Here is a 25,623-nt window from a genome sequence, read left to right on the forward strand (position 1 = left end):
GAGGAGGAGGTTGATCGTAAGACCATGCAATTCCACCTGAAGAGGTGTATAGATATAGAAGTCTCTGGGTTTACCTGAAGGATACTGGACTTGTTGGGTGTCCCACATGATGTGAACCTATACAGGAGCTTGATAAGCCTGGATAAATGTGCTAATATGGATTCCACCCGTGGGTCCATAGCTCAGCGGTAGAGCAGCCGGCTCATAACCGGTCGGTCCCTGGTTCGAATCCGGGTGGACCCACCATCCTAATATGGCGGGAGCACACATATGGAAACCTTAGAAAGAGTTTTGAATTTTTTGGAAAATCTGTTTCCCGCTTCTTTTGCTCTTCCTGATGATCGGTTTGGTCTTCAGGTTAAAGCTTGTGAGACAGTGCAAAAGGTCTTGGTTGGTTTAGAGTTGACTCCGGAACTTTTGAACTGGGTAATTGCCGAAAAGATAGATCTTCTATATCTTCATCACCCTCCAATCTGGACACCACTTTCGTTTTTTTCGAAAGATGATCCCCATTTTGTTATGCTTTACAAACTGTATCACCACGGTATTTCTGTAATCGCCCACCATACAAACCTTGACAGTGCTCCAAAGGGCCTGGCGGAACAGTGGGTCAAAATTCTCACCCTGGAGGGCAAAAAAAAGCCAATCCTCCCACGTTCAATTCCAAAATTTAAAATTGTCACCTTTGTCCCTTCCGATTATCTTGAGAAGGTTTCCCAGGCAATGTTCTCCACCGGTGCCGGGACCATTGGTAACTACAAGGGGTGCAGCTTCCACGTGCTGGGAACGGGAACTTTTATTCCCCAAGAAAACGCTCAACCTTTCGTAGGAATAGTGGGCCAACTTGCAAAAGTTTCCGAAATACGTTTAGAAGTGGAAGTAGAAGCGAACCTTCTGAACCAGACGGTGGAACAGATCGTTTCCGCACATCCGTATGAAGAGCCAGCCATCGATATTTATCCTCTGAGAGAATCATCACGAAGTTCCGTCGGATTAGGAAGAATCATCAAATTGCTTCATCCCCTTGAAAAGCAAGAATTAAAGAGCAGAGTCGAGAGCGTTTTCGTGGAATCATGTATCTTATATTCCTCCAGTAAGGACGTTTCATCTTTCTATCACACCATTGCCCTCTGTCCAGGAAGCGGGAAGAGCCTCCTTAAACAGGTGATTAAAGAAAAACCTGATGTTTTCATCACTGGAGATCTCTCTCATCACGAAATCCAGGAACTTCTTTTTGCTGGTATCGATTACCTCTCAGTCCCACATGGAAGAGGCGAAAAAAGAGCGATGCAAGAAATATGTCTTTTCCTGCAAGAGGAAGCGAAGAAACACGATTTAAAAGTCGAATTCTTCGAAGGAAAACCATAAGGAAACCAACATGGAAAAGATTATGCTTCTCTTACATCTTCAGGATTTAGATGGAAAGATTCAGAGTCTACAATCAAAAATCGCAAGGGGAGAAGAGGAAATATGTTCTCTTCAGCAGATTCTGGAAGCAGCACAAAAAGATCTGGAATCAGCGAAAATGGCTCTGGAGAAGGCAAAAGTCGCCTTAGCTCATAAAGAACTGGAACTGAAAGACGCCGAAGAAAAACTGAGAATGACCAAAGGGAAATTATACAGTGGAGAAATCACCTCTTCTAAAGAGCTTGCCCAATGGGAAAAATCAATGGAAAAATTAGAAGTAGCGAAAAACACCTTAGAAGAAGAAGTGCTCCTGGAAATGGAAAAGTTAGAATCGATGCAAAAGACATTCCAAGTAAAGAGCCAGGCTGTGAGTACAAAAAGAGAAGAGACTTTCCAGAGTATCGCCCACATTCAAGAAGAGCTAAAAGGTTGGCAAGAGCACTTAGAAACCTTACAAAGAGAACGAGAAAAAGTCATTACCCAAATTGATATAAACACGCTCTCGACATACCTTGACCTCAGGAAAAAATATACTAATCCAGTGGTGGTACTCCAGGACGAAACCTGCAGTGGATGTTACTTAACTGTTCCTACAACCGTGGTAAAAAGCGTTCGCAAACAGGAAGAACTCGTGCGGTGTCCAAACTGTGGAAGATTCATCTATCGAAAGACCTCGTAAGTACATTGCTTTTATTGACGGTGCCTCCCGAGGAAACCCGGGAGAAAGCGCCTTCGCCTTTATCATCGGTAACGAAAAAGGTGAAATCCTTTACCAAGCTTCTGGCCGTATTGGAATCGCCACAAATAATGAGGCCGAGTATCGAGCACTTCTTGAGGCTCTGGATAGAATATTTTACCTTGGTATTCAGGAAATTACCATTTTTTCGGATAGCCAGCTCCTTGTCAACCAGATTAACGGGGTATATCGCGTTCACTCCCCCAAACTCCTTTCCCTTTACCATGAAGCCAGAGTGAAAATTGCTCGGCTCAAGAAACTCGTCCTAACCCACATCGACAGAACAAAAAACTCTCAAGCGGATCGCCTGGCTTCCGAAATACTCAATCAGCGAATCAGTTATAATTGTGGGGAAGGCAGGTCGGGTAACCGCGGGAGAGTTTCTCCCGAGGAAAGTCCGAGCTCCACAGAGCAGGGTACTGGGTAACACCCAGTGGAGGTAACTCCAGGAAAGTGCCACAGAAAACATACCGCCTTCTTGGAGAAGGTAAGGGTGAAAAGGCGAGGCAAGAGCTCACCGGATGCTGGGTGACCAGCATGCCTGGCAAACCCTACCCGGAGCAAGGCCAAATAGGAAGGGATGAGGTGGCTCGCTGACCTTCGGGTTGGCCGCTTGAGAGGTGGGGTAACTCACCTCCCAGATAGATGGTTACCGTTCCTCGCAAGAGGAATACAGAACTCGGCTTATAGACTTGCCTTCCTCTCCCTACACCCTCCTCCGCAAAGCAGAATGCATAGCAATGGAAACGACGATGATGAGGCCATACACAAGTTGAGTCCAGAATCCTGTCATTCCCATGGCAATAATGCCAGCCTCCAAAATACCAATGATAATAGCCCCAATGAAGGTGCCAAAAACAGTTCCCACTCCTCCCTCAACAGGGGTACCACCAAGAAAAACCGCGGCGATGGTCTTAAGAAGATATCCCTGACCAAGGGTGGGCCAGAAGTAAAGAACTTCTAAGCTGGCCAATACTCCAGCAAAGGCAGCAAAACCACCCATCTGGGTGAAGACAATCATCTTCACTCTATCTACATTGACACCCATGACCCTGGCACTGGCAGGGTTATCACCAGTAAAGTAAATATGTGCCCCAAAACGATGGCGATTCAAAACCAGCCATATAACAAAACCAACGAGCACCGCCCAGAGTATCTGTGCCGGAAGCCTCCCCCCAATCCTTCCTACTAAAAGATAGTAGAGCACACTTTGCTTGGTCGGAACCAGCGTTTTTCCCAAACCGCCACACAGAACCTGCGTGAGCCCCGCCCAGAAAAATTGTGTGCCAATGGTCAAAACCAAAGAAGGAAGACGCAATTTTACGATGAGTAAACCATTCATAAAGCCTGCCCCTAGTCCCACCGCGATACAGGTCAAAAGGGCTAAAGGAAAGCTTCCAAAAGCATGAAACACCATGGTAAAGACATATCCACTGAATCCCATAATCGAGGGGAAAGAAAGGTCCATTTCACCGCTAACCACAATGAGAGTCAAAGAGAGGGCCATAATCATGGAGAAAGGTATGGTAGACATGAAAGCAGCGTATATGTCTCCAGAGAGAAAGGTTTTAGGGCTTCCTACCATAAAAAGAACAATAATGACCAGAAGAACAAACACAACACTCATTTGGGATCGATGTTCCACCGCCCTTGATCGTGCCATCCTTCTTCCCTCCAAAACCAAACTCTTGAATAAAATAACCCCGGGTTTTGGCCCGGGGTTATACAGTCTTTCAAGGCATCAAAGATTGGAAATCCTGTCCCGGTTTTTCCTCTCCCTCAGTAACTACACTCTCCTGGTGATTCTCCAGCTTCCCAGTGCGAGCCACAAGATACAGTTTTTCTACCAGTTTTTCCAGAGAAATCGCCGCTTTTTCAAATTCACCCACCACTCTTCCCCGGTCGAGAACCACAATCCGGTCCGCTACTGGATAGACATGATAAATATTGTGGGTGATGAAAATGGCCGATTTCCCATTCTTCTTGATTTCTTCCACAAAACCAAGCACTTTCTGCGTTTCTGAGAGAGAAAGCCCGGTCGTTGGTTCATCGAGAATGATGAGATCTGCCTGGAAGTGGAGCGCCCGCGCAATGGCCACTCCTTGTTTTTCTCCTCCAGACATAGTTCCTACCACTGAATCAACGCTCAGGGCTGCCGAAGTAAATCCCATGTACTGGCGCATAATACGTTCTGTCTCTTCCCGTTCCTTTTTGATGTTAATAAACCCCCAAGGAGTAGTGATTTCTCGTCCCATGAACACATTACGCCATATGGTGTGTTGCTCGGAAAGCGCTCGCTCCTGGAAAACCGTCTCAATTCCTAATTCTCGAGCCTTGGCTACCGAATACCCCAAAAGTTTCTGACCCTTCCAGTAAATCTCTCCCCTATCAGGCTGGTGAACTCCGGTCAGAATCTTGATGAGCGTCGACTTTCCAGCACCGTTATCTCCTAAGAGGCCAACGATTTCGTTGTACTGCACGGCAAAATTGACTCCCCGCAACACCTCGACATGCCCGAAAGACTTCCAGATATTGACCATTTTTACCAGCGAGTCGTCATGAACAGTCAATTAACGAATTCCCTCCTCAACGAGCGGTGCAATCGCTTCGACATTTGACTTATCCACAAGCCCCGAACCAGTGTCAATGTGCAAACCAGCAAATTTATATTTGATGCTCATACACAACTGGAGGACAGGTAAATACCCCTGCAAAAATTGCTGTTGGTCCAGAATAAGATCGCAGTACCCATTTCGTATCGCCTCCAAAGTAGCAGGAGAAAGGTCAAACCCTGCCCCATAAATATCATCTGGACCCTTACCAGCGGCTTTAAAGTACGTTTCGAGAGTCGCTGTCAAACCACCATGGTCGGTAACCACCAGCTTCACATCCGGATGCGAAGAAACATAGCCAGCAAAAATTGGGGCTCCCAGAGGCGCTTCGGCGTTAACCTCAGGAGAAATTTCAAGGTAATCTACTTCTAAACCAGCTTCTTTCAGAGCATCAATAACTCCCTTGGTCCGTAAACCTCGAGTTGGTTGAGAAAGCAGGCCCCATACCATAGCCCTATCCCCAGCCTTGAGGCCGAAACGCTCTACGCAACCTTTTCCAAGCATAAGACCAGATTCATAGAGTTCCTGTCCAACATAACCAAAACCCCAGGCCTTGTATTTTGCTTCTGCTTTAGGAAGCGTGGTATTCTGAGAAGTAACAATAATCCCTTGGGCAAAAGCTTCGTCAATCAGAGGATCCAGTGCATCATCCCCAGGATGCCCCATGATGGCGATTCCGTTCGGCTTGGAAGCCACTGCCTCTTTGAACTGGGTAACCATCTTTTCCGGATCCCAATCGGAGAAAACATACTCTACCGTGGGTCCCAGATCCTCCTCCGCTGCCTTGGCCCCTCGATACACAACACTCGCAAAAGGACACCCCGGAGGTCCACCAGCAAAAAATCGAATTCGAATCCCTTCAAACCTCTTTGCCTCCGCCACCGCCAGAACACTACTTAAAAGCAACAAAGCAACACTAACTACGATACCCCATTTTACTAAACGAATCCGCATGGTCATACCCTCCTTCCTGAAGAATCCTAAAAATTAAAAACACCTCGAAAACCCCCCAATACTGGGCCCCTTCGCTCTTGAAATCTTTCCTCTCACCTCCCCTTTTTTATTCTATCCCAAACGCAATGGGATAACAACCACAACCTTTTGCCGTCTCCAGGAAAGCAAAGAAGTTCTCCAACGGTGTATCAAGCTGCACATGGTGAGTGGGAGCAATAATAAACCCCCCACCCTTCCCCAAAGTGACAATGCGTCTTTGAACCTCCTGCTTCACCTCTTCTGGGGTCCCAAAAGGAAGAGTACGCTGCTCATCAATAGAACCCCAGAAAGAAAGGACGTCCCCGTATCGCTTCTTCAAAAATTCTGGATCCATAGCCCCTGGTTGCACGGGATTCAAGATATCGATTCCAATTTCAACCAGTTCATCGATAATCGGATAAATGTTTCCATCGCTGTGATAGGCAATTTTCACATTTGGATCCGTTTTTTTTACTTCCTGACATATTGTGGCAAGACGAGGTTTCAGGTATCTTCTCCATAGCTCTGGGGACAGAAGCATACCCCGTTGGGTTCCCACGTCATCTCCCAACCAAATTCCATCTACCCCCATCGTCGTCAACCTCTTTGCTGCTTCAAGATGAAAATGAAAGGGGATATCGAGAATGTGATTCGCCTTCTCCTCATCAGTAACCATATCGATGAGAAGCTGATTCATTCCCCGCAGATACCAAGCACCCTCGAAAATGGTACAAACCACAACCCCCAAGATGAAGTGCGTCCTTCCAAATTTTTCAAGGATTTTCCATAATGGTAAATACAACTCTTCACGGTGGGGGGAGGGAGGAACATACTCTGCAAGACCGCTATCGGTAGCAAGGGGATGTTCGGCAATTTCCGTGTAGTGCCCTGTGCCAAAAGGCGTGGTATATGGCACCCTTTTCCATTTTATCCCCCATTCACAGATGTATTCTTCCTCTTCCTTCAAATAATAGGAATTGGCTATCCCCACTGAATATTGAATCATATCAAGACCTAAAACCTCTTCGAGGTCGTGTTCTACCCCTCCATGAGGATTGTCCTCTCCCTGCGACATCAGCCCTAAATGATCCCGCAGTCGCTTTGCAAACTCCGGCGTGAAACTCGCCTGGATGGGAACTCGATCCGGTTCCTCATGGCACAAACTAGTATGAACCCGCTCTTTCGAATTCATCGCCCAAAGTCACTCCTTCGCATAAGCACCAATTCTGCTTCTTTGCGCTTCCCCTCCAACCCAAAAAGGTGGTAGGCAATGAGTGTTTCAAATTGCTCCAAATCTTCTTTTAAATTTTCTACAAAGATTGGAAAAACTGGAAGATAAAATGTTTTTTCAAAAGGAACAATCCCAAAGATAAGATATCGGCAAAGCACCACCAGCGCAACAAAACCCTGAAGATACGGATACTGATAAAGAAAACAGTGCATTGTACCACGATCCAAAAAATCTTTCCAGTCGGATAAAAAGTCATTCCCCACTACGATAAGGTCTTTTCGGTTCGCCTCAAGAAGTGCCTTACCTACTCCATAATTTCCGAAAGCCGTCGAAAGAAAAACACCACAAACCTCTCTTTCAAACAGTAATCTTTCTTTGGTAAACTGGTACGCTTCTTCCTCATCCCGAACTTCCACAAGATACGAAACATCGTAAGGCAAATTTTTTTCATGAACATAATCAATAAGTCCCTGCCACCGCAAAACATGGGAAGGAGCTCTTTTGTTCGTGGTAAGAACACAAATTTTTCCCCTGCGGTTACTCAAAAAGTGTTGAAAGATCTCACCAGCCACCCGACCCCCCTGGCGAACATTCTGGCCAACATAGAAAAGTCTTTTACTCAGAGGAGCATCAACGTTAAAGGTCACCACTCTTATTCCTTTCAGATACAGGGCGTTGATAAAGTAATCAAGCTGCGTGAGATCTGAAGGCACCATTGCTACACCGTGAAAGTCGCTGCGCTCCAAAAGCTTCTCAAATATACCAACCTGTTCTGAGAGATTGTGACCATTGGTTCTGAAAAACTCGATATCAATAGGCCATTCTCGAAGAAGTTTCCAGGCGTCAAAAACCCCCCGTTCCACTTTTTCCCAGAAAAAGTCTTTCTCAGGAAAGAGAACGATAATTTTCTTACGCGAAAGGTTAAAGTTTAATGAAGCCGGAAACGATGAAAAATAACCCATCTCGAAGGCTTTTTTCAGAACTCTTTCCCGCAATTCCGTTCCCACTTTACCCCTGCCGTTTAAAGCTCGACTAACAGTAGCCACCGAGATGGTTAATTCACGAGCAATGTCCTGTAGTGTAACTTTTTTACTCAACGGATCCTCCTAGAAATAATTAGGTTAAAACTTTACTTCATTCTAAAAAACCTTTCTAAGAAAGTCAATTAACTACAAAATAATTTCAAAAAGGGGTTCCTTTCGAAAGGAACCCCTTTTTGAAATTACACCAGCTTTTACTTAGTCAAGAATTTGTAAATCGTCATCGTCGAATACGTCTCACCAGGTTTCAAAAACACCGAAGGGAAATTCGGTTTATTTGGGGAATCAGGATAGTGTTGAGTTTCCAAGCAGAAACCAGCAAACTGACCATAGTACTTACCGCCCTTTCCAACGAGATCCAGCCAGTTACCGGTGTAAAGCTGAACACCAGGTTCGGTGGTCCATACTTCCATGACCCTGCCAGAAGTTGGTTCCTCAACCCGAGCCGCCAGGGCCAGTTGCCCAGTCTGGTTGTTGAGGACAAAGTTATGGTCGTACCCTTTGAAGGGAGGTTCGGCAAATTCCATCACCCGCTCACCAATGGCACGAGGGGTAGTAAAATCAAGGGCGGTTCCGGCAACCGAAGCAATTTCACCGGTAGGAATCAGGGTGTTATCCACCGGGGTATAGTGATCAGCAACAATTTGAAGGAGGTGATCCAGAACATTGCCCACACCTTCTCCAGCCAGATTGAAGTAGGCGTGATTGGTAAGGTTCACTACGGTCGGCTTATCAGTCGTTGCCAGATATTCAATCTTTAATTCATTCTGATTGGTCAGGGTGTACGTTACCGTAACACTGAGATTACCTGGAAACCCTTCTTCTCCATCGTGGCTTACATACTTGAAACGAATGGCCGGTCCATCAGGAGATTTGAAAGGGAAAGCTTTCCAAACCACTCGATTAAATCCTTTGACACCTCCGTGCAAGCTGTTAGGACCGTTATTCTGGGCCAGAGTGTAAGTACGGCCATCAATGGTAAACTGACCATTACCAATCCGGTTTGCATAGCGACCGGTAATGCACCCAAAATAGGGATTGGCCGAGCTCTCATATCCATCCAGCGAGTCAAATCCCAGGATAATATCGGCAAATTTACCATTTTTATCCGGAACATAGAGAGAAGTAAGAGCACCACCATAGGTAATAAACTTAGCCATAACCTCGTTATCATTGACAAGCGTATACTCATCCACCGGAGTTCCATCAGCCGTAACTCCATAGAAAGTCTTCTCAATGCTGCTTGCCATACACACATAGGCCATACCGAAAATGAGCAGGGACACCGCAAGAAGAACTAACCACTTTCTCATACGATAACCCTCCTTAGTTGGTTGATGTTTGAAAAAATATTACCAACTCTACAAATATTTCTAAAATATTTTTCCCTTTTTGTCAACAGGAAAAAAAATTTCCCAAAATTTCTTTTTTTTCCAAGTTCCCCTTGAAGTTTCCCGTTTTTCGGCTATACTACCTTCATGAATCGAACCACCATTCCAGTCATGGCTGATTTATCCCTGTTAAGTGTTAACGTCATATGGGGTGCCACTTTTGTCACCATGAAACACCTGGTGGAAAACATACCCTTTTCCAAAATCCTTTTTGGTCGGTTCCTCATCGCTACAGTTTGCCTCCTCGGCTTTTCGTTTTCCAAAAAATGGGACAGAAAAATCTTGCGTAACGGCAGCATTTTGGGGTTCGCTCTTTTCGGAGGGTATTTTTTTCAAACCTGGGGATTGCTGTATACTACCCCAGCCCGTTCAGCTTTTGTCACCGGTTTGAGCGCCATTTTTGTCCCCCTTCTCGTATACTTGCTCTTCCGAAAAAAAATTGACTTCTCCACCCTTTTAGGCATCATCATAGCTCTTTTCGGCCTGGTACTCCTGACGCTCACAGGCAGAAACAACACTCAGCAGAAATGGTGGGGAGACTTTTTAACCACCCTAGGGGCTTTCGCATATGCACTACAGATTGTTCTGGTAGAAAAATTTAACCAAGAAGATACCCTACCTCTTGTGAGCATCGAAATGGCCACAGTAACCATCTTAAGTCTTGCTCTATCCATCGGTTTGGGAAACCCCGGCTTTTCTTTTACCTCCAGGGAATGGGTCAGTATCGTTTTTCTGGGGGTAGTCGCAACCGCTCTGGCCTTTACCATTCAGAAAGTTGCTCAGCGGCATACCTCTGCAGCCCACGCAGGCCTTATTTTCATCTCCGAACCAGTATTTGCGGCTTTTTTTTCCTATTTCTTCTGGCAGGAACGCTTTACACCCAATATCGTAGCAGGATGCGTGCTTATTCTTTTCGGCATCCTGCTACCACAAATTAGAATTTTCTTTACTCCCGAGAATCAACTTCCTCAACCTTCAGGTCAAATTCAAGTCCTTCCAAGTAAAGGAGATCAATAATTTTCTGTAAAAGGGCTTGTTCTTCCACCCGATTTAACGGATCTCCCTTTCTTTTAAAATTGGTCAAAACAATCCTCATCTTCTTTTCCTCCTACTTTTTGAGTTTCCGTAACGCATTTTCCATCCGGTCCATTGCCAGAGCCAGGTTTTCCAGGGAATTGGAAAAGGAAAGGCGGATATACCCTTCCCCAAATTCGCCAAAAGCAGTTCCTGGCAGTACCGCTACTCCGGCTTCCTCCAAAAGGTAATTAGCCATCTGCGACGAAGAAAGACCAAAAGAAGCCACGTTGGGAAAGATATAAAAGGCTCCCCGAGGCTTGACAAATCTTAAGCCCTCAATTTTGGCCATTCTTTCCACCAGAAAGTCCCTCCGACGACGAAATTCAGCACTCATCTTTTTGACCGAAACATCACTATTGAGTAAAGCTTCGACTCCGGCCATCTGAGTAAAGGTACAGGTACAGGAATTAGAATTGGTCATCAAAAGTGCGAGGTAGGGAGCCCACTCCCTTGGCAACACTGCATATCCCAGCCTCCACCCTGTCATGGCAAAACTCTTCGAAAAGGCATCAAGAAGAACCGTTCTCTCTTTCATACCTGGAAATTGCAGAATACTCACATGTTCGTGGTCATAGATAATCTCGCTATATACTTCATCGGTAAAAACAAAAAGGTCTTCTTCCTGAGCAAGCTGAGCAATTGCCTCCATGTCTTCTCGAAGGAGCACTGAACCGGTAGGATTATTGGGAGAATTGAGAACAATCATTTTCGTCTTTTTGGTAATCAGGCGTCGCAATTCGTCAACATCTACCCGAAAATCGTTTTCTTCCCGAAGACGCAAGGGCACCGATTTTGCTCCCACAAAATCAATAATAGAGCGGTAGGCGGGAAACCCAGGATTGGGATAAACAACCTCATCTCCCTCTTCCAAAAGCAGAAGGAAGCTTAAAAATATCACCGGTTTTGCACCAGGGGTAATGACCACTTCCTCAGGGGTAATCTCAACGTTCCTCGTTCTACGCATATAAACACAAACCGCTTCTCGAAGCTCATCAATGCCCGCCGAAGGGACATAATAGGTATGTCCATCCTTGATTGCCTCGATGGCTTTTTCTTTCACATTCTCAGGGGTATCGAAATCTGGCTCTCCAATTTCAAGATGCACAACGTGTTTTCCTGTCTTTTCCAAATTTTTCACTTTTGCCAGGACCTCAAAGGCGCCCTCCCCTCGCAACTTGAAAACCCGGTCAGCAATGGCATCTTTCATATCAACAAACTTTCGAAACCGCTCTGCGGTTTTCATCCTTTCTCACCTACCTTATTTGGAAATACTTTAACGGTCGCAAAACCTTTTTGCAAGTGTCCTAAGGACTATTTTTGGAAAAGTGCTACCGTTTCAAAATAAGGAGTTTGTGGAAAAAGATCCAGCAAAACGATTCTCTTCAACACGTATCCTCTCTCACTGAGAAGCACTGTATCCCGGGCAAAAGTACCCAGATTACAAGAAACATAAAGCAGGCGTTCTGGAGCAATCCAAGCAATCTTTTGAACAACTTTCCGATCAAGGCCAGCTCGGGGAGGATCTGTCACGACCACATCCACCCTCTGCTGAGGTAAAAGGGGCAAAATTTTCTCCACCCTTCCCGAGAGCGAAGTAAAATTCATAATTCCATTCAATTCGGCATTGAACCTGGCATCTTCAACCGCTTGCGGATTTTCTTCCACTCCTATGACCTGCTTGGCGGAATCCGCAAGAAAGAGGCCAATACCTCCACTTCCCGAGTAGAGATCCAGAACCACTTCCCTCCGGGAGAGGTCTACATACTCTCTCGCTTTCTCATAGAGTGTAAGACACAAATCCGAATTAACCTGGAAGAAACTTTCCATAGATACTTTATAGGTTACATGACCAACTTTTTCAAAAAAATAATCTCTCCCCCAGAGTGTCCTCTTTTTTTCAAAAAGCAGAGCACTGGCAGGAGAGGTATTGGTAATATGCACAAACCCCTGCATCTCAGGCAGAGCTTCCCGCAACGCTCTAACCATCACCTGTTCACCTGGTAGTGAATCACCAGTCGTGGCTAACCCCACCACCACTTCTTTATATGCTCGCGACAAACGCAGCACAAGACCACGTAACACACCGCTCTTTTTCACTGGGTCATACCCGATTAGATTCATCTCTTCACCATAGTGACGGAAAAAATCGAGCGTCTTGGTTACAAGACCACTTTCCATGAGGTAACAGACTCTTAAATCGACGAGATCCCAGTAACGATTCAAGGGACGCAATCCCAGAAGTAACCTCCCATCTTTTTCACCAAAGTTAAACTCCATCTTATTACGATATTCAAAAGGATTTGGTGCAGGAAGGAAACCTTCATAGAAAATGGTGTCGAGGGAGACTCGACCAAGATGTTCTAACGTAGACAGGGCATTCCCTTCTTTAATTCGCACCTGTTCTCTATAATCAATATCCTGTAGACGGCAACCTCCGCATCCCTCATGAAAGTGAGGACAACGAGGATTCTGACGAAAAGGTGATGGTTCCAGAATTTCAATGAATTCACCCAGCGCGTAATTGTGTTTGATCTTCCGTAGCTTTACCCGACACCTTTCACCAGGAAGAACCCCAGCGACAAAAATCACCAGACCATCCCTTTTTATAATACCCTGACCCTCAGGAAGAGCAAAATCAACTACTTCGCCTTCAATGATTTCATCCTTTCTCAACACTTCCAACGCTCCTTTTCTGCCGAATAACCTCATATACCCCAACCCCAAACGCAACCGAAACGTTCAACGAGGAAATATTCCCGGTCGCTGGAATCTTCACCAAAAAATCGCATTCTGCGCGGACGAGTTTTCTCACCCCCTGATCCTCACCACCTACAATAATCCCTATCGGAATACTTTTGAAATCGATGTCCCAAATGCGCACAGAAGCACCTTCTTTCATGCCAACCAGAAAAAAGCCCCGCTCCTTAAAAGTCCGGAGCACATTCACGAAATTATTCACCTGAAAGAGATCCAGGAACTCTATTCCCCCACAGGAGGCCTTGACCGTTCGGGAATCAAGGGGGGTAGTTCTGGCTCTACTCACTATCAGTCCTGGTAAACCAAAAAATGACGCCGTCCGAATAATCGCTCCCAGATTACGAGGATCCTCGACCCGATCGACAAAACCCACCACCGCCTGAGGATCGCCTGCCACTTTCTCCAAGAATTCTTGCCAGGAATAGGAGCCTCGAGACGTGGCAACAAGCATTACTCCTTGATGGGCCACCTCCCCTACCATTTCTCGAAAATGCTCCACACTTCTCCATTCTACCGGAATACGGAGTTTTTGGGCCATCCTGAGGATCTTATTGATAGCCTCTCCTCGAACACCCTGGCGAAGAATCAATCGTTCGAAAACCCGTTTCTGAGCTCGCAGTGCTTCCAAAACCGGCTGACGGCCGTAAATCAGATCCTTCAACTCCCATTCCCCTCTTCCCGATACCAGCGTGTTCCCAAGGGGGTATCCTCGATGACATACCCAGCTCGCTTCATCTCTTCCCGCAATTCATCCGCTCGCTGCCAGTTCTTCTCCCACCGCGCCTTTTCGCGCTCCAACACCAGATGCTCAATCCACTGCTCTTTTTCCCACCATTCTTCCTCAGGAACAATGCCCAGGATATCTGCAACCAAAGCAAGAAACTGCCGTATAGCTCGTAACGCTTCTTCGCTCCATTTTCCCTGGGAAGGCAAAAGATACCCATTAGAAAAACGAAGAAACTCGCTGAAGGTTCCCAGAGCTTGAGGAGTATTGAAGTCATCGGCCAGCGATTGCCAAAAAAGCACCTCAAATCCTCTCAAACGTTCCAGAATTTCAGGATTATTCTCCCCCAATCTTTCCGGTTTTTCCCTGGTTTTTCCCTCAATAAAAGAAAGGGCGCGTAAAAAGTTTTTGATCCGCTCCACGTATTGCCGAGAAGAAAGGAGGAGTTCTTCATCAACATTGATAGGATTTCGATAGTGGGTCGAGAAAAGGGCAACCCGTATCGCTTCGGGTTCATACTTCTCACACAGCTTTCGAACAGTGATGATATTTCCCAGAGATTTTGACATTTTCTCCTGGTTAATGTTTACATATCCATTGTGCAGGAAAAAACGGACAAAAGGGTAACCGGTCGCTGCTTCACTCTGAGCAATTTCATTTTCATGGTGCGGGAAAATGAGATCAATCCCTCCTGCATGGATATCAAGCGTCGTCCCCAGATACTTCATGGCCATTGCCGAACATTCAATATGCCATCCCGGTCTCCCTTTTCCCCAGGGGCTCTCCCAGAATGGTTCACCAGGCTTGGCCTCTTTCCAGAGCACAAAATCAGCTGGATTCCTTTTTTCATAACGGACTTCTACTCGCGCCCCTTCCTGAAGTTCATCAAGTCTTTTACGGGAAAGTTTCCCATAGGAAGGAAAGCGAGAAACATCAAAGAGCACATCACCACCAATTCGATAGGTAAAACCTCTGTCTTCCAGGATTCTCACCAGAGCAATAATATCTTGGATATGTTCGGTAGCCCGGGGATGAAAAGAAGCTCTGCGAATTTTCAACCGGTCCGCGTCACGGAAGTACTCTTGGATATAGTACTCGGCAATCTCCAAGGGGAATTTTTTCTCCTCTTGAGCTTTTCTGATGATTTTGTCGTCCACATCGGTGAAATTCTGCACTAGAATGACTTGAAAACCAGCTCTTTCCAGAAAACGCCGCAAGGCGTCGAAAAGGACAAAAACTCTGGCATTGCCAATATGAATCAAATCATATACTGTTGGACCACACACGTAGAAACGCACCGTGTTTCCCTCATGGGGAAGGAACGTTTCTTTTTTTTGAGTCAAAGTATTAAAAAGCCGAATTTCAACCATTGTGCGTTAATCCTCCTCTTCTCCGACAAAACTCGAAAACCTTGCTAAGAACTCCTCTCTCCCCAGAGCAAAAAGCAAGCGATGCAGCTCAGGACCTTCTTCTCTGCCAATGAGGACGAGACGCAGTATCCTATAAAATATCGCTGGCTTCATACCACTTTCCCTCTGCCAAACCTTTAAAGTATCTTTCACTTCCTCTTCATTCCTCCAGAAAGGGGCCCGCGCTACTTTTTTGCGCAGGAACTTGAGGACCTCGAGGTGTTCCGCCCCAAGCTTAACTTTTTCAGGTTTGTCCAGGAATCCCTTCAAAATCTGCCAGAGCTCCTGCAAGTCTGAAGCCTCTTCACAGGCTAAAGACCACAGTTGCGAAAACCGCTCATCCCCCAGTTTCTCCACCAGTTTTTCGAACGTTTTCCCGTCCTGGAATTGCTGAAAATAGTCTTGCAATGCATTCCAGGGAGTTTTCCGTAAATAGACCTTATTCATCCATCGAAGTTTCTCCCCATCAAAAATCGCTCCAGATTTCCCAATCCTGGATAGAGAAAAAGCGGTAAGAATCTCCTCTCTATCCAAGATCTCCTTTCCCTCCTCAAAAGAATGGCCCAAAGTAAAGAGATAATTGAAAAGAGCCTGCGCAAGTATCCCTCCCTCCCGCAACGAACGAAGACTTATGTCTCCCCTGCGCTTACTCAATTTGGCTCGATTTTCGTCGAGAATGATGGGAAGATGAGCAAAGACAGGGAGAGAAAACTCTAACGCCTGGTACAGAAGAGTTTGATAAGGAGTATTAGAAAGGTGTTCTTCACCTCGCAGAATGTGGGAAATACCCATCAATGCATCGTCAACCACGCAGGCAAAGTTATAGGTTGGGATCCCGTCTGATTTCAAAATAATAAAATCCCCCAGAGAAGCAAGCTGGAAAACCATTTTTCCCCGTACCAAATCCACGAACGATATTTCACCGCTGGTAGGGATACGGAAGCGCCAGGATGGCTGGTATCCTTCCATCTCCTTCCTCTTTCTCTCTTCAGGAGAGAGAAAGAAACATTTTCCCGAATACCGGGGAGGCCTTCCTAATTTCAGAGCCTCGGTTCGTTCCTCCTCCAGTTCTTGCGGAGTACAATAACAGGGATACACCAGGTTTTTCTGTTTCAGGATATGAAAAAAAGACTGGTATAATTCCAAGCGCTCGCTCTGACGATAGGGCCCTTCATCCCAGTCTAAACCCAGCCACCGAAGGTCCTCGAGGATTGCACGTTCAAACGCAAAAGAAGAACGTTCCCTGTCAGTATCCTCTATACGGAGCAAAAACACCCCTTTGTTTTTTCTGGCCAAAGCCCAGTTAAACACAGCCGTTCGGGCTCCTCCAATATGGAGAAATCCAGTCGGGCTGGGTGCAAAACGAGTTTTCACCTTTTCCATGGAATAACCTCGATTCGAACCTTTTCTATTCCGTCTCGTTGAATCCCCAGCACCTTTGCCGCAGCAAAAGACAGATCCACCAGGCGACCCTTTTCCCATGGACCTCGATCGTTAATGCGCACAATAACCCTCTTACCAGTTTCCAGACTCGTTACCAGGACCACGCTTCCAAATGGGAGTTCCCGATGGGCAGCAGTAAAGGCATAAGCATCATGTTCTTCTCCCAAGGCGGTACGCCGACCATGGAAACGAACATGGCACCAGGAAGCTATTCCCTCTGCTTTAGCCGGAGAGGGTATTGCTCCTGTACCGATCCCGTAGAACTCCATCTGAACTCTGTTCAACCATAAAAGCGCCAGACTCATGGAATCCGAACGATTATAAAGAGCCTCTTCGTGAAAGACCGAAAACAGGAGCTGTTCTTCGCAATACGCCTCTACCCGGTCCTTTTTCTTTTCTACCCTAAAGGTGGGTGGTTCACAAAAGGGATACGCAAAGATTCTGTTCAGACGCCGAGCAATTTCTTCAGCCCTTGCCCTTCTCACCCTCTCCTCCTGGGGATACCTCACCGTTAAAAGTACCTGACCGTTACTCACCACCGCAAATGCTTCATCTCTCTGCGAAACCACATATACCTGAGATTTCGCTTCAATGGTCCCCGTCCAACACATACCCCCTGCAAGGGATAAAAGTATTCCGATCATCCATCCCTGAAAACCAAGCTTACGGCAAAACAACTTATTCCCTCACCCCTTCCAATACTCCCCAGGCCCTCGTTGGTCGTGGCTTTGATGCCGATAGCACTGACGGCAATTTCCATCGCCTTTGCCAGTTCCTGTTTCATCTCCGGCACAAAGGGAGCAACTTTGGGTTGTTCAGCAATAATGGCACTGTCCACATTTTCAATTTTCCATCCCCGCTCTCGAAGCATCGCACACACCTTTTTTAAAAGAAAAACGCTTCGGGCTTTTCGATACACAGAACTCTCCGGAGGGAACCAGTAACCAATATCCGGTAAACCACAGGCTCCAAGCAAACTATCCATGATGGCGTGACACAGCACGTCACCATCCGAGTGACCTTTCAATCCCCGATCATAAGGGATCTGTACTCCGCCCAAAATCAGTGGCTCCCCCAATACTAGAGGGTGGATATCATATCCCAGACCAACCCGCACCTTCATGATCCTATCCTCCAGCGTAGCCATTCTTCTGCAAAAACAAGGTCCTGAGGTGTGGTGATCTTGAGGTTATCTTCTGAACCAACCACGATATGTACCGGCATCCCCAATCTCTCCACTAAAGAAGCATCATCAGTTCCCCAAAAGCCATCCTGTTCAGCACGCTGGAGTGCCTCCCATAAAATTCGAATCCGAAAACCCTGAGGAGTCTGGGCCCTCCAGATTTTTTTTCTATCCAGGGTTCCCTGGATTATTTTTCCGTCCTCAGTCAATTTTAGCGTATCCACACAGGGAACAGCACAGCATACAGCATCGTACTCCTTTAAGTCTTTGAGACACCTCTGTAGCGTTCCCTGATCCAAAAGTGGCCGCACTCCATCGTGAACCAGAACAAAGTCATCTTGATACTCTTTAAGCATTAAAAGCCCCTGGTAAACGGAATCCTGCCTTCGTTGCCCTCCAAAAACATATCGCCTCATCTTTCGATAACGATACTGTTTCCAAATCTGAGTTACAAAAAGGTCCTCATGAAGGGCGTTAATAACCGTTATAACCTCCTCAATCTCAGCACAGCGTTCGAACACATCAAGAGTATGGGCAAGGACCGGCTTCCCAAAAATCGGCAAATATTGCTTGGGAGTGGCACAGTTCATTCTTTCCCCAACTCCTGCAGCCACAACCACCACAAAAAATCGAGTACCGGCCACATCGACACCTCAAGAACGAGCTTTGAGACGAGTAAAAATCATTCTCCCCGCCGGGGTTTGCAGAACACTTGTAACGATGGTGTCCACCACCGTATTAATGTACTTTTTCCCTTCCTCCACCACCACCATGGTTCCGTCATCAAGATATCCTACCCCCTGGTCAGCTTCCTTTCCCTCCCGAATAATCTGTACTCGCAATTCTTCTCCAGGAAGGACATAGGGTTTCAGTGCATTCGAGAGTTCATTAATATTCAGCACTTCTACCCCTTCGAGCTCGGCAATCTTATTCAGGTTAAAATCGTTGGTAATCACTCGGGCCCCAATGGCTTTAGCCAGTTTAATGAGTTTGGCATCAACATCTTTAACATCAGGGAAATCGCGATCCACAATGCGCACATTAACCCGTTTCTCCTTCCTAATTTTGTTCAGGATGTCAAGTCCTCGCCGTCCCCGATTACGTTTGAGTGGATCCTGAGAATCGGCAACCTGCTGGAGTTCCTTCAGTACGAAGCGAGGAACTATAATCTCTCCCTCGATAAAACCGGTCTTACAGATGTCGGCAATTCTTCCATCCACAATGACACTGGTATCCAGAATTTTTCCCCCAACGCTTTGACCTCGAAGCAAACGCATTCTGGGAATACCAGTAAACACCGAAATAATGTCTTCTTTGCGTACCAGAAACAACGTAATCCCCAGTACCCCACAGATTATCGTTACCAGAAGAGGCAACGACGAAAGCTTAAAAGGCAAAAAAGAAATTGGATATGTGAGTAATACCCCAATGACCAGACCCACAATCAGCCCCCCAAGACCGACCAGAATATCGATAGCCGATGTCCGGGAAAAAACATCAGCAATCCGGGGGAAAAAACGGAATAGCGATGCTCCAATCTTCATTTTTATTCCCATAGCGAACCCACCCACAACCAAGGATAATATGACTTTCCAAATTACAACACCCCGCAAAAAGGCTCAGAAACCTCTCCAGAAAGAAAAATTACAAAAGAAAGAATAAAAACAATTCCAAACCACATTCATCCCTCTTTTGACATCACCAAAATCCCCCCTACTAAAAAGAAAACTTCTTCCATCAGAAAAATGCCAAAGTGCCTTCCTTGCCCCCTTTCGTATTCAACAAACACGAAATATCGACTACGACCACATTATACCAATTCAAAAGAAGAAGCAAAACTATGAGAGAAAACCCTCTTGCTTGAGGGCTTCTCCAATGTGGCGGTACAGACTCCAGGTTATCGCTGCATACCTGGATGGAAGAGTATGATGAGGAGTGAAAGTAACGATCCGTTTTGCACCCATACGAAGTGCCTCTTGGACCCGCTGTTCCAGAAACGAAACCGGGCGAATTTCACCGTTGAGGCTGACCTCCCCACAGTAAACCACACTCCGATCCATTGCTTTGTTCATCCGGGAAGAGAGCACACTACAACATACCGCCAAATCGATGGCAACCTCAGTCGCCCTGATGCCGCCCCCCAAACTAAGGTACACATCCTGCTTCGCAAACCGGACCCGGGTAACCTTTTCCAACACCGCAAGTAAAAGATGCAGCCGGTTCAGATCCAACCCCAAACTCACTCGCCGGGGAAAATCGAAATAACTGGGACTGACCAGAGATTGAACCTCAATCATCATGGTCCGTTTCCCTTCAGCAAGAACCGTGCGTACCGTTCCTATACTCGACATTTCCCCATCCCCCACAAAGTAGGAAGAAGGATCCAGAACCTCAGAAAGCCCCTCTTCGCGCATTTCCAGAATCCCTACCTCTTGAGTGGAACCAAAGCGATTCTTTATCCCCCGCAACATACGCAGGGGTCTCTGTGGATCCCCCTCAAGATAAAGGACCACATCAACAAGATGCTCCAAGGTTTTGGGTCCAGCAACCAGGCCCTCTTTGGTCACATGACCCACTAGGAATAGAGCCACGTTATTCCTTTTCGCTATCTCCATAAACTGAATACTCAATTCCCGAATTAAAGCCACACTTCCCGGAAGAAGTTCCGTTGTGCCCTTCCCCAGATTCTGGATGGAATCCACGATGACCACCTGGGGTGCTAACGAAGAAAGAACAGCAGTAATCTCTTCAAAATCGTCAGTAGAAAGAAGAAAAAGGTGAGGACTTCGTTCCATTTGCAAACGTTCCACTCGAAGGTATATTTGATGGAGTGACTCTTCGCTGCTCACGTAGAGGACTTTTTTCCCAAACCTGGTCATTCCTTCAGCTATTTTTAGCAAAAGAGTCGATTTACCAATTCCGGGGTCGCCACTCAAAAGCAGAAGCGACCCTTCCACGACTCCTCCCCCAAGAACTCGATCCACTTCTTTAAGTCCAGTAGAAAAGCGTTTTTCTCTAGGAGAGAGGTTATCTTGCATCTCAGCCAAAGACGAAGGAACACAGAAAGAAGAAGAGGAAGAGAGCTTTTTACGGGATGACTTCTCAACCTCATAAAAAGAGTTCCACTCCCCACATTGGGGGCATCTACCCAGCCAACTGGGGGTGGAATAACCACAAGTCTTACAAAAGTACGTCATGACCCCTCAAGCCTTCAAAGAAAGCTCTAAAGGGAGAATTTTGGTAAAATTGGCTTTACCCTCTTCCAGGGTTACGAGGACTTTATCGCCTTCCTTAAAAACCCCCTTCAACATCAAATCTGAAAGCGGATCTTCCAGAATTCTCTGAATGGCCCGGCGCAAGGGACGAGCCCCAAAATTGGGGTCATATCCTTCCTTGGCGATGAAAGAACGAACCTCCGGAGTGATTTCGATATCCATGTTTTTCTCTTTGAGTCGATTCCGGGTATCTTTCATAAGCAGGTCAACAATCTGTTCCACTTCTTTGGATTTCAAGGGCCTGAAAACAATGAGCTCATCCACCCGGTTTAAAAATTCAGGTGTAAAGGTTTTCTTTACTTCCTCCATAACCTTCTGTTTAATTTCCTGGTAGGAAAGACCTTCCTCCTGTTTTCCACCAAAACCAATGTTTGCCTGGTTCGCAATCATTCGGGCCCCCAGATTGGAGGTCATAATCACAATGGTATTCTTGAAATCAATCACTCGCCCCTGGGCATCAGTAAGACGACCCTCTTCCATAATCTGGAGAAGAATATTAAAGATATCGGGATTCGCTTTCTCGATTTCATCGAATAACACCACCGAATAAGGGCGCCGGCGCACTTTCTCAGTGAGCTGCCCTCCTTCTTCGTACCCCACGTACCCCGGAGGAGAACCTACCAGGCGTGAAACGGTAAACTTTTCCATATACTCGGACATATCGAGAATAATGAGTGCGTCCTCTTTCCCAAAAAGGAACTCAGCCAGAGCCTTAGCCAGCTCCGTTTTCCCCACTCCAGAAGGACCCAGAAATATGAAAGACCCAATAGGTCGACGAGGATCTTTGAGTCCAGCTCGAGAACGACGAATCGCTTTACAAACCGCTTTGACTGCCTCTTCCTGACCCACAATTCGCCGATGGATTTCTTCCTCCATGTGCACCAACCGTTCTTGTTCTTCCATGGCTAACCGGAAAACCGGAATACCTGTCCAGCTGGAAACGACTGCAGCAATGTCTTCCTCGGCCACGACTGGACGGCTGGAATCAACTTCCTTAAGCCAGGCCTCTTTACATTCCCGATATTTCCTTTTAAGACTCTCCTCTTCGTCACGGTAACAAGCTGCCCCTTCAAAATCTTGATTTTTGACCGCCTTTTCCTTTTTTTTCCGTACCTCTTCAATCTCTCTTTCCAGGACTTTAAGGTCTTCAGGTAAAACCGTTACCCGAAGCCGAACCCGGCTTGAAGCCTCATCCATCACGTCAATAGCTTTATCAGGGAGATACCGATCAGCAATGTACCGTTGCGAAAGGCGCACTGCAGCCTCAATCGCTTCTTCCGAAATCACTACCCGATGATGCTCCTCATATCGATCTTTAATACCCCGCAGGATTTCCACCGTCACCTCGACTGAAGGTTCATCAACATAAACCGGCTGAAAACGTCGCTCTAATGCCGAGTCTTTCTCAATATACTTCCGGTATTCGGTAATCGTTGTAGCGCCAATGGCCTGAAGCTCTCCCCGAGCCAGCGCTGGCTTTAAAATATTTGCCGCATCAATGGCTCCTTCCGCTGCCCCTGCCCCAACCAAAGTGTGAACTTCATCGATAAAGAGAACCACTTCCCTGGTCTGGACAATTTCAGAAATAATCTTTTTCAAGCGCTTTTCAAACTCACCCCGATACTTGGTTCCAGCGACAATCGCCGCAAGGTCAAGACTGACCACTCTTTTCCCCTTGAGGATTTCCGGGACTTCTCCTTTGATAATTTTCTGAGCTAGCCCCTCCACAATGGCTGTTTTACCCACTCCCGGTTCTCCAATCAGGACTGGGTTGTTTTTCGTTCGGCGACTCAAAATCTGAATAACCCGCTCGATTTCCTTTTCTCGCCCGATCACCGGGTCAAGCTTTTTCTCCATCGCCAGATGGGTTAGATCCCGACTGAACTCATCCAGAATTGGTGTACGGCTCTCCCTATCTTTGTAAGAAGGATATTCTGGAGCATTTTCGGACTTGGAAGCACCTTCGTTCAAAATCTCATAGAGCTTGCCCCGCACCGTTTCGATGTCCAATCCCAGATTTCTCAGTATCTGCGCACCAACACCCTCTCCCTCCCGAAGGATTCCAAGAAGGATGTGTTCTGTACCCACATAATTGTGACCCAGACGCCTCGTTTCGTCGAGAGCTAACTCTAAGACTCGCTTTGCTCGAGGAGTAAAAGCAACTTCCTTTGAACCTTGGTGCTCGGTTTTCTCAATCAAACTTTCCAGCTCGCTGCGCACAAGGTCAATACTGATGTCGAAACTCTCCAAAATGCGGGCAGCAATGCCCTCGCGTTCTCGCAAAAGTCCAAGCAGAAGATGTTCGGTACCAATATGATTGTGCTTCAACCGTATCGCTTCATCCTGTGCGAGGATGATGACTTTCCTTGCTCGCTCTGTATACCTCTCAAACATGATTCAAAATCCTCCTCGGCCAAATCCCCAAAATTTTCAGCGCCTCCACTCTGCTCCTCCATCTCCCCCCAGCCAGCAACCAGTTATATACCAAATCTTCCACCTCTTTATACTTTAAACCTTCTCTTTCCTCTATTATTCCCTCTTCCTCCCCGAAAAACCAGAGAGAAAGGAAATCAAATATTCCTTTTTCCATATTATCGTCTTTTCGTCCTATTTCTTGAGTAATGTTGGCCATACTTTCACAGAAATGCTCTCTTCTCGAAGGAGAATGGATGAAGTGAAGGCGTGCCTGTCTTTCCCACTTGGAAACCCTCATTCTCAGCACCTCCATGGTCTTTACCATGTTCCACTCCATGACGCCCAGAGTAAAACGATTCGAAATCTCAAAAACATGGGCCCAAACCTCTCCATTATTTCCCAGACCTTTCACCATAAGATCGTCATTATCCTGAAACCATTGCAGGATACGTTCCTCACCGTAGACAAAAGAAAGAGCCGGAAGATGAACCCAGAAATACACCTTACAACCAGTTCCCAAAAGAAGCGGTGACGCATTCAAATATCCCCATTTGAGATCATACGCATAATCAATTTCCTTTTCAATCCGGTCATCCCAGAAGTCCACCAATTTCCATAAAGAACCCACACTCACACCGGGACCCTCAGCACAGATCTCGATATGAGCATTACCATTGATCAGTACACTCTGCCATATAGACTGCACCCTTCGTAACCAAACTACTTCTCCAGAAATAATCCCCAGAAGAAGCAAAAACAAACAGCTACCGTTTTGAACTCCCATCTTCGAACCTATTTGCTTTATGTTTTGAAGTTTTTTTCTGACCTCCTCCTGCCACACAGGAGCGAAAAAAACCGAAGAAGAAAAGGGAATGCCTGCCACGTTACGAAACAAAACCACTGCACTCCTCGTGCACGGTAATTTTTTCCCTCCAATAGCCTTTTTTGGTGTCAGAGATAAAATCATCCTAAACGGGCACGTAATCGATTGATGAGATGCTTGCAGTGCTCAGCTTTCTCGTAGTTTTCTTCTTGAATACACCTTCTTAACTCGGCAAGAACCTTTGAAATATTTTGCCGGAGTCTCTGTTCCTTCTGCCAACGGACTGGAATCTTACCAACATGGAAATTTTCTACTTGTTCCTGAGCAATTTTTTGACCGATTTCTTCTCCGAAAGCCAAATAGCAGTACGGACAACCCAGAATTCCCTTTTCCCAAAAATCAAGCCTGGAAAAACCACAAAAAGGGCATATTTTTTCTTTTCCAAACCTGGAATTTATCTCTGCTTCCCACAGGCCATGGCATTCCTCTTCTTTCTCCATACGATACGTTACCGAAAGCCTTTCGGCACAGACTCGGCACACAAACAATCTATTTTTTGAAACTACCTCTCCTTGACCAGAAAAATACCCCACCAAAGTCGCTCCTTCTTGACCGCAGAGATCACACCTCATTCATTTCACCCAATCGAGAATCTGGAGGAGCATCTCCCTTAAAATCCGAGAGCGTAAACGACTTTTCTCTACACTGGAAGAAATACCCAGCTCTTCGACCCTAGAAAGAGCGTGAATCATAGCTGCCTTCATGAGCAAACCCTCCCGAGTGGTGATGAAACCCTCCCTCTCCAGCCAGTTGATGAGATCTTCAACTTCGCTCTCTTTAAGATGCCTTTCATAGTCATCCAGATAAAATACAATGGGCTCTAACCGGTCAATGGGAACTCTTTTGATGCGGACGTAACCGCTTCCTCCGCGCCGGCTCTCTACGATAAACCCCCGGAAAACGTTAAAACGAGTGGCCAAAACATAATTAATCTGAGAGGGAGCACAATCAAACTCATCTGCCAGCTTGCCTCTCTGAATAACAACCATCCGATTGGGAGAACTCTCTATCATCCTGATGATATACTTCTCTATGGTATCACAAAGGGAGTACATCCGTAACCACCCC

The 25,623-nt window shown here is 46.3% G+C and carries 23 protein-coding genes, 1 tRNA gene, 1 other RNA gene and 1 pseudogene; 6 read left to right on the forward strand and 20 right to left on the reverse strand.

The window, feature by feature from the left end:
* Positions 1–171: 171 nt before the first annotated feature.
* The 5 genes and pseudogenes from ABDK92_05665 to rnpB all read left to right on the forward strand — a co-directional run bounded on the left by ABDK92_05665 (position 172) and on the right by rnpB (position 2,846).
* Positions 172–246, forward strand: a tRNA-Ile gene (locus ABDK92_05665).
* 24 nt (positions 247–270) lie between these two features.
* Positions 271–1,368 carry a Nif3-like dinuclear metal center hexameric protein gene (locus tag ABDK92_05670; GenBank protein MEN3186112.1) on the forward strand — a complete coding sequence of 366 codons (1,098 nt, stop codon included), beginning with the start codon at positions 271–273 and terminating at the stop codon, positions 1,366–1,368.
* Positions 1,369–1,378: 10 nt separating this feature from the next.
* The gene (locus ABDK92_05675) at positions 1,379–2,086 is read left to right on the forward strand and encodes a C4-type zinc ribbon domain-containing protein (GenBank protein ID MEN3186113.1); all 708 of its coding nucleotides are present in this window, start codon (positions 1,379–1,381) and stop codon (positions 2,084–2,086) included.
* Positions 2,055–2,450, forward strand: a pseudogene (locus ABDK92_05680) (ribonuclease HI family protein). The gene ABDK92_05675 and the pseudogene ABDK92_05680 overlap by 32 nt, the downstream one beginning before the upstream one ends.
* 46 nt (positions 2,451–2,496) lie before the next feature.
* Positions 2,497–2,846, forward strand: an RNA gene (rnpB, locus tag ABDK92_05685) — RNase P RNA component class A.
* Between the two features lie 3 nt (positions 2,847–2,849).
* Here the strand turns inward: rnpB and ABDK92_05690 are convergent.
* From ABDK92_05690 to ABDK92_05715, 6 genes are all read right to left on the reverse strand, one after another.
* Positions 2,850–3,806: an ABC transporter permease gene (locus ABDK92_05690; GenBank protein ID MEN3186114.1), complete on the reverse strand. Its 957-nt coding sequence runs from the start codon at positions 3,804–3,806 to the stop codon at positions 2,850–2,852.
* Between the two features lie 70 nt (positions 3,807–3,876).
* Positions 3,877–4,713, reverse strand: a complete 837-nt coding sequence (locus ABDK92_05695) for an ATP-binding cassette domain-containing protein (protein ID MEN3186115.1) — start codon at positions 4,711–4,713, stop codon at positions 3,877–3,879.
* On the reverse strand, positions 4,714–5,709 hold the full coding sequence (locus tag ABDK92_05700) for a substrate-binding domain-containing protein (protein ID MEN3186116.1): 996 nt from the start codon (positions 5,707–5,709) through the stop codon (positions 4,714–4,716).
* 106 nt (positions 5,710–5,815) lie between these two features.
* Positions 5,816–6,919 (reverse strand): uroporphyrinogen decarboxylase family protein, encoded by a 1,104-nt coding sequence (locus ABDK92_05705; GenBank protein ID MEN3186117.1) that lies wholly within the window; start codon positions 6,917–6,919, stop codon positions 5,816–5,818.
* Positions 6,916–8,055 carry a substrate-binding domain-containing protein gene (locus ABDK92_05710; GenBank protein ID MEN3186118.1) on the reverse strand — a complete coding sequence of 380 codons (1,140 nt, stop codon included), beginning with the start codon at positions 8,053–8,055 and terminating at the stop codon, positions 6,916–6,918. The genes ABDK92_05705 and ABDK92_05710 overlap by 4 nt, the downstream gene beginning before the upstream one ends.
* Before the next feature lie 137 nt (positions 8,056–8,192).
* Complete coding sequence (locus ABDK92_05715) at positions 8,193–9,263, reverse strand: aldose epimerase family protein (GenBank protein MEN3186119.1); 1,071 nt, start codon at positions 9,261–9,263, stop codon at positions 8,193–8,195.
* Between the two features lie 213 nt (positions 9,264–9,476).
* Between ABDK92_05715 and ABDK92_05720 the strand changes: the two genes are divergently transcribed.
* Positions 9,477–10,406, forward strand: a complete 930-nt coding sequence (locus ABDK92_05720) for a DMT family transporter (GenBank protein MEN3186120.1) — start codon at positions 9,477–9,479, stop codon at positions 10,404–10,406.
* Between the two features lie 91 nt (positions 10,407–10,497).
* On the opposite strand, the gene ABDK92_05725 is transcribed toward ABDK92_05720, so the two are convergent.
* From ABDK92_05725 to ABDK92_05790, 14 genes are all read right to left on the reverse strand, one after another.
* Positions 10,498–11,709, reverse strand: coding sequence for a pyridoxal phosphate-dependent aminotransferase (locus ABDK92_05725; protein MEN3186121.1), 1,212 nt, complete (start codon positions 11,707–11,709; stop codon positions 10,498–10,500).
* Between the two features lie 68 nt (positions 11,710–11,777).
* The gene (gene rlmD / locus ABDK92_05730) at positions 11,778–13,142 is read right to left on the reverse strand and encodes a 23S rRNA (uracil(1939)-C(5))-methyltransferase RlmD (GenBank protein ID MEN3186122.1); all 1,365 of its coding nucleotides are present in this window, start codon (positions 13,140–13,142) and stop codon (positions 11,778–11,780) included.
* Positions 13,126–13,884 carry a 23S rRNA (guanosine(2251)-2'-O)-methyltransferase RlmB gene (gene rlmB, locus ABDK92_05735; protein ID MEN3186123.1) on the reverse strand — a complete coding sequence of 253 codons (759 nt, stop codon included), beginning with the start codon at positions 13,882–13,884 and terminating at the stop codon, positions 13,126–13,128. Before rlmB ends, rlmD begins: the two co-directional genes overlap by 17 nt.
* Entirely contained in the window at positions 13,881–15,308 is a 1,428-nt protein-coding gene (cysS, locus tag ABDK92_05740) for a cysteine--tRNA ligase (GenBank protein MEN3186124.1), read from the reverse strand. The genes rlmB and cysS overlap by 4 nt, the downstream gene beginning before the upstream one ends.
* Before the next feature lie 15 nt (positions 15,309–15,323).
* On the reverse strand, positions 15,324–16,739 hold the full coding sequence (gene gltX, locus ABDK92_05745; GenBank protein MEN3186125.1) for a glutamate--tRNA ligase: 1,416 nt from the start codon (positions 16,737–16,739) through the stop codon (positions 15,324–15,326).
* Positions 16,727–17,410: a septal ring lytic transglycosylase RlpA family protein gene (locus tag ABDK92_05750; GenBank protein MEN3186126.1), complete on the reverse strand. Its 684-nt coding sequence runs from the start codon at positions 17,408–17,410 to the stop codon at positions 16,727–16,729. Before ABDK92_05750 ends, gltX begins: the two co-directional genes overlap by 13 nt.
* Positions 17,411–17,439: 29 nt before the next feature.
* The gene (gene ispF / locus ABDK92_05755) at positions 17,440–17,916 is read right to left on the reverse strand and encodes a 2-C-methyl-D-erythritol 2,4-cyclodiphosphate synthase (GenBank protein ID MEN3186127.1); all 477 of its coding nucleotides are present in this window, start codon (positions 17,914–17,916) and stop codon (positions 17,440–17,442) included.
* Positions 17,917–17,918: 2 nt separating this feature from the next.
* Positions 17,919–18,626: a 2-C-methyl-D-erythritol 4-phosphate cytidylyltransferase gene (gene ispD / locus ABDK92_05760; protein MEN3186128.1), complete on the reverse strand. Its 708-nt coding sequence runs from the start codon at positions 18,624–18,626 to the stop codon at positions 17,919–17,921.
* A gap of 9 nt (positions 18,627–18,635) precedes the next feature.
* Positions 18,636–19,538, reverse strand: a complete 903-nt coding sequence (locus ABDK92_05765; GenBank protein ID MEN3186129.1) for a PIN domain-containing protein — start codon at positions 19,536–19,538, stop codon at positions 18,636–18,638.
* A gap of 282 nt (positions 19,539–19,820) precedes the next feature.
* Complete coding sequence (gene radA / locus ABDK92_05770) at positions 19,821–21,179, reverse strand: DNA repair protein RadA (GenBank protein MEN3186130.1); 1,359 nt, start codon at positions 21,177–21,179, stop codon at positions 19,821–19,823.
* Between the two features lie 6 nt (positions 21,180–21,185).
* A complete protein-coding gene (locus ABDK92_05775) occupies positions 21,186–23,651 on the reverse strand; it encodes an ATP-dependent Clp protease ATP-binding subunit (GenBank protein MEN3186131.1) in 2,466 nt (821 codons plus the stop codon).
* Complete coding sequence (locus ABDK92_05780; protein ID MEN3186132.1) at positions 23,644–24,456, reverse strand: hypothetical protein; 813 nt, start codon at positions 24,454–24,456, stop codon at positions 23,644–23,646. The genes ABDK92_05775 and ABDK92_05780 overlap by 8 nt, the downstream gene beginning before the upstream one ends.
* Positions 24,457–24,635: 179 nt before the next feature.
* Positions 24,636–25,127 (reverse strand): hypothetical protein, encoded by a 492-nt coding sequence (locus ABDK92_05785; protein MEN3186133.1) that lies wholly within the window; start codon positions 25,125–25,127, stop codon positions 24,636–24,638.
* A complete protein-coding gene (locus tag ABDK92_05790; GenBank protein ID MEN3186134.1) occupies positions 25,128–25,610 on the reverse strand; it encodes a CtsR family transcriptional regulator in 483 nt (160 codons plus the stop codon). It abuts the gene before it with no gap.
* Positions 25,611–25,623: the final 13 nt, after the last annotated feature.

The sequence above is a fragment of the Atribacterota bacterium genome, from assembly GCA_039638595.1.
In the GTDB taxonomy this organism is placed as follows: Bacteria; Atribacterota; Atribacteria; order Atribacterales; family Caldatribacteriaceae; genus Profundicultor; species Profundicultor thermophilus.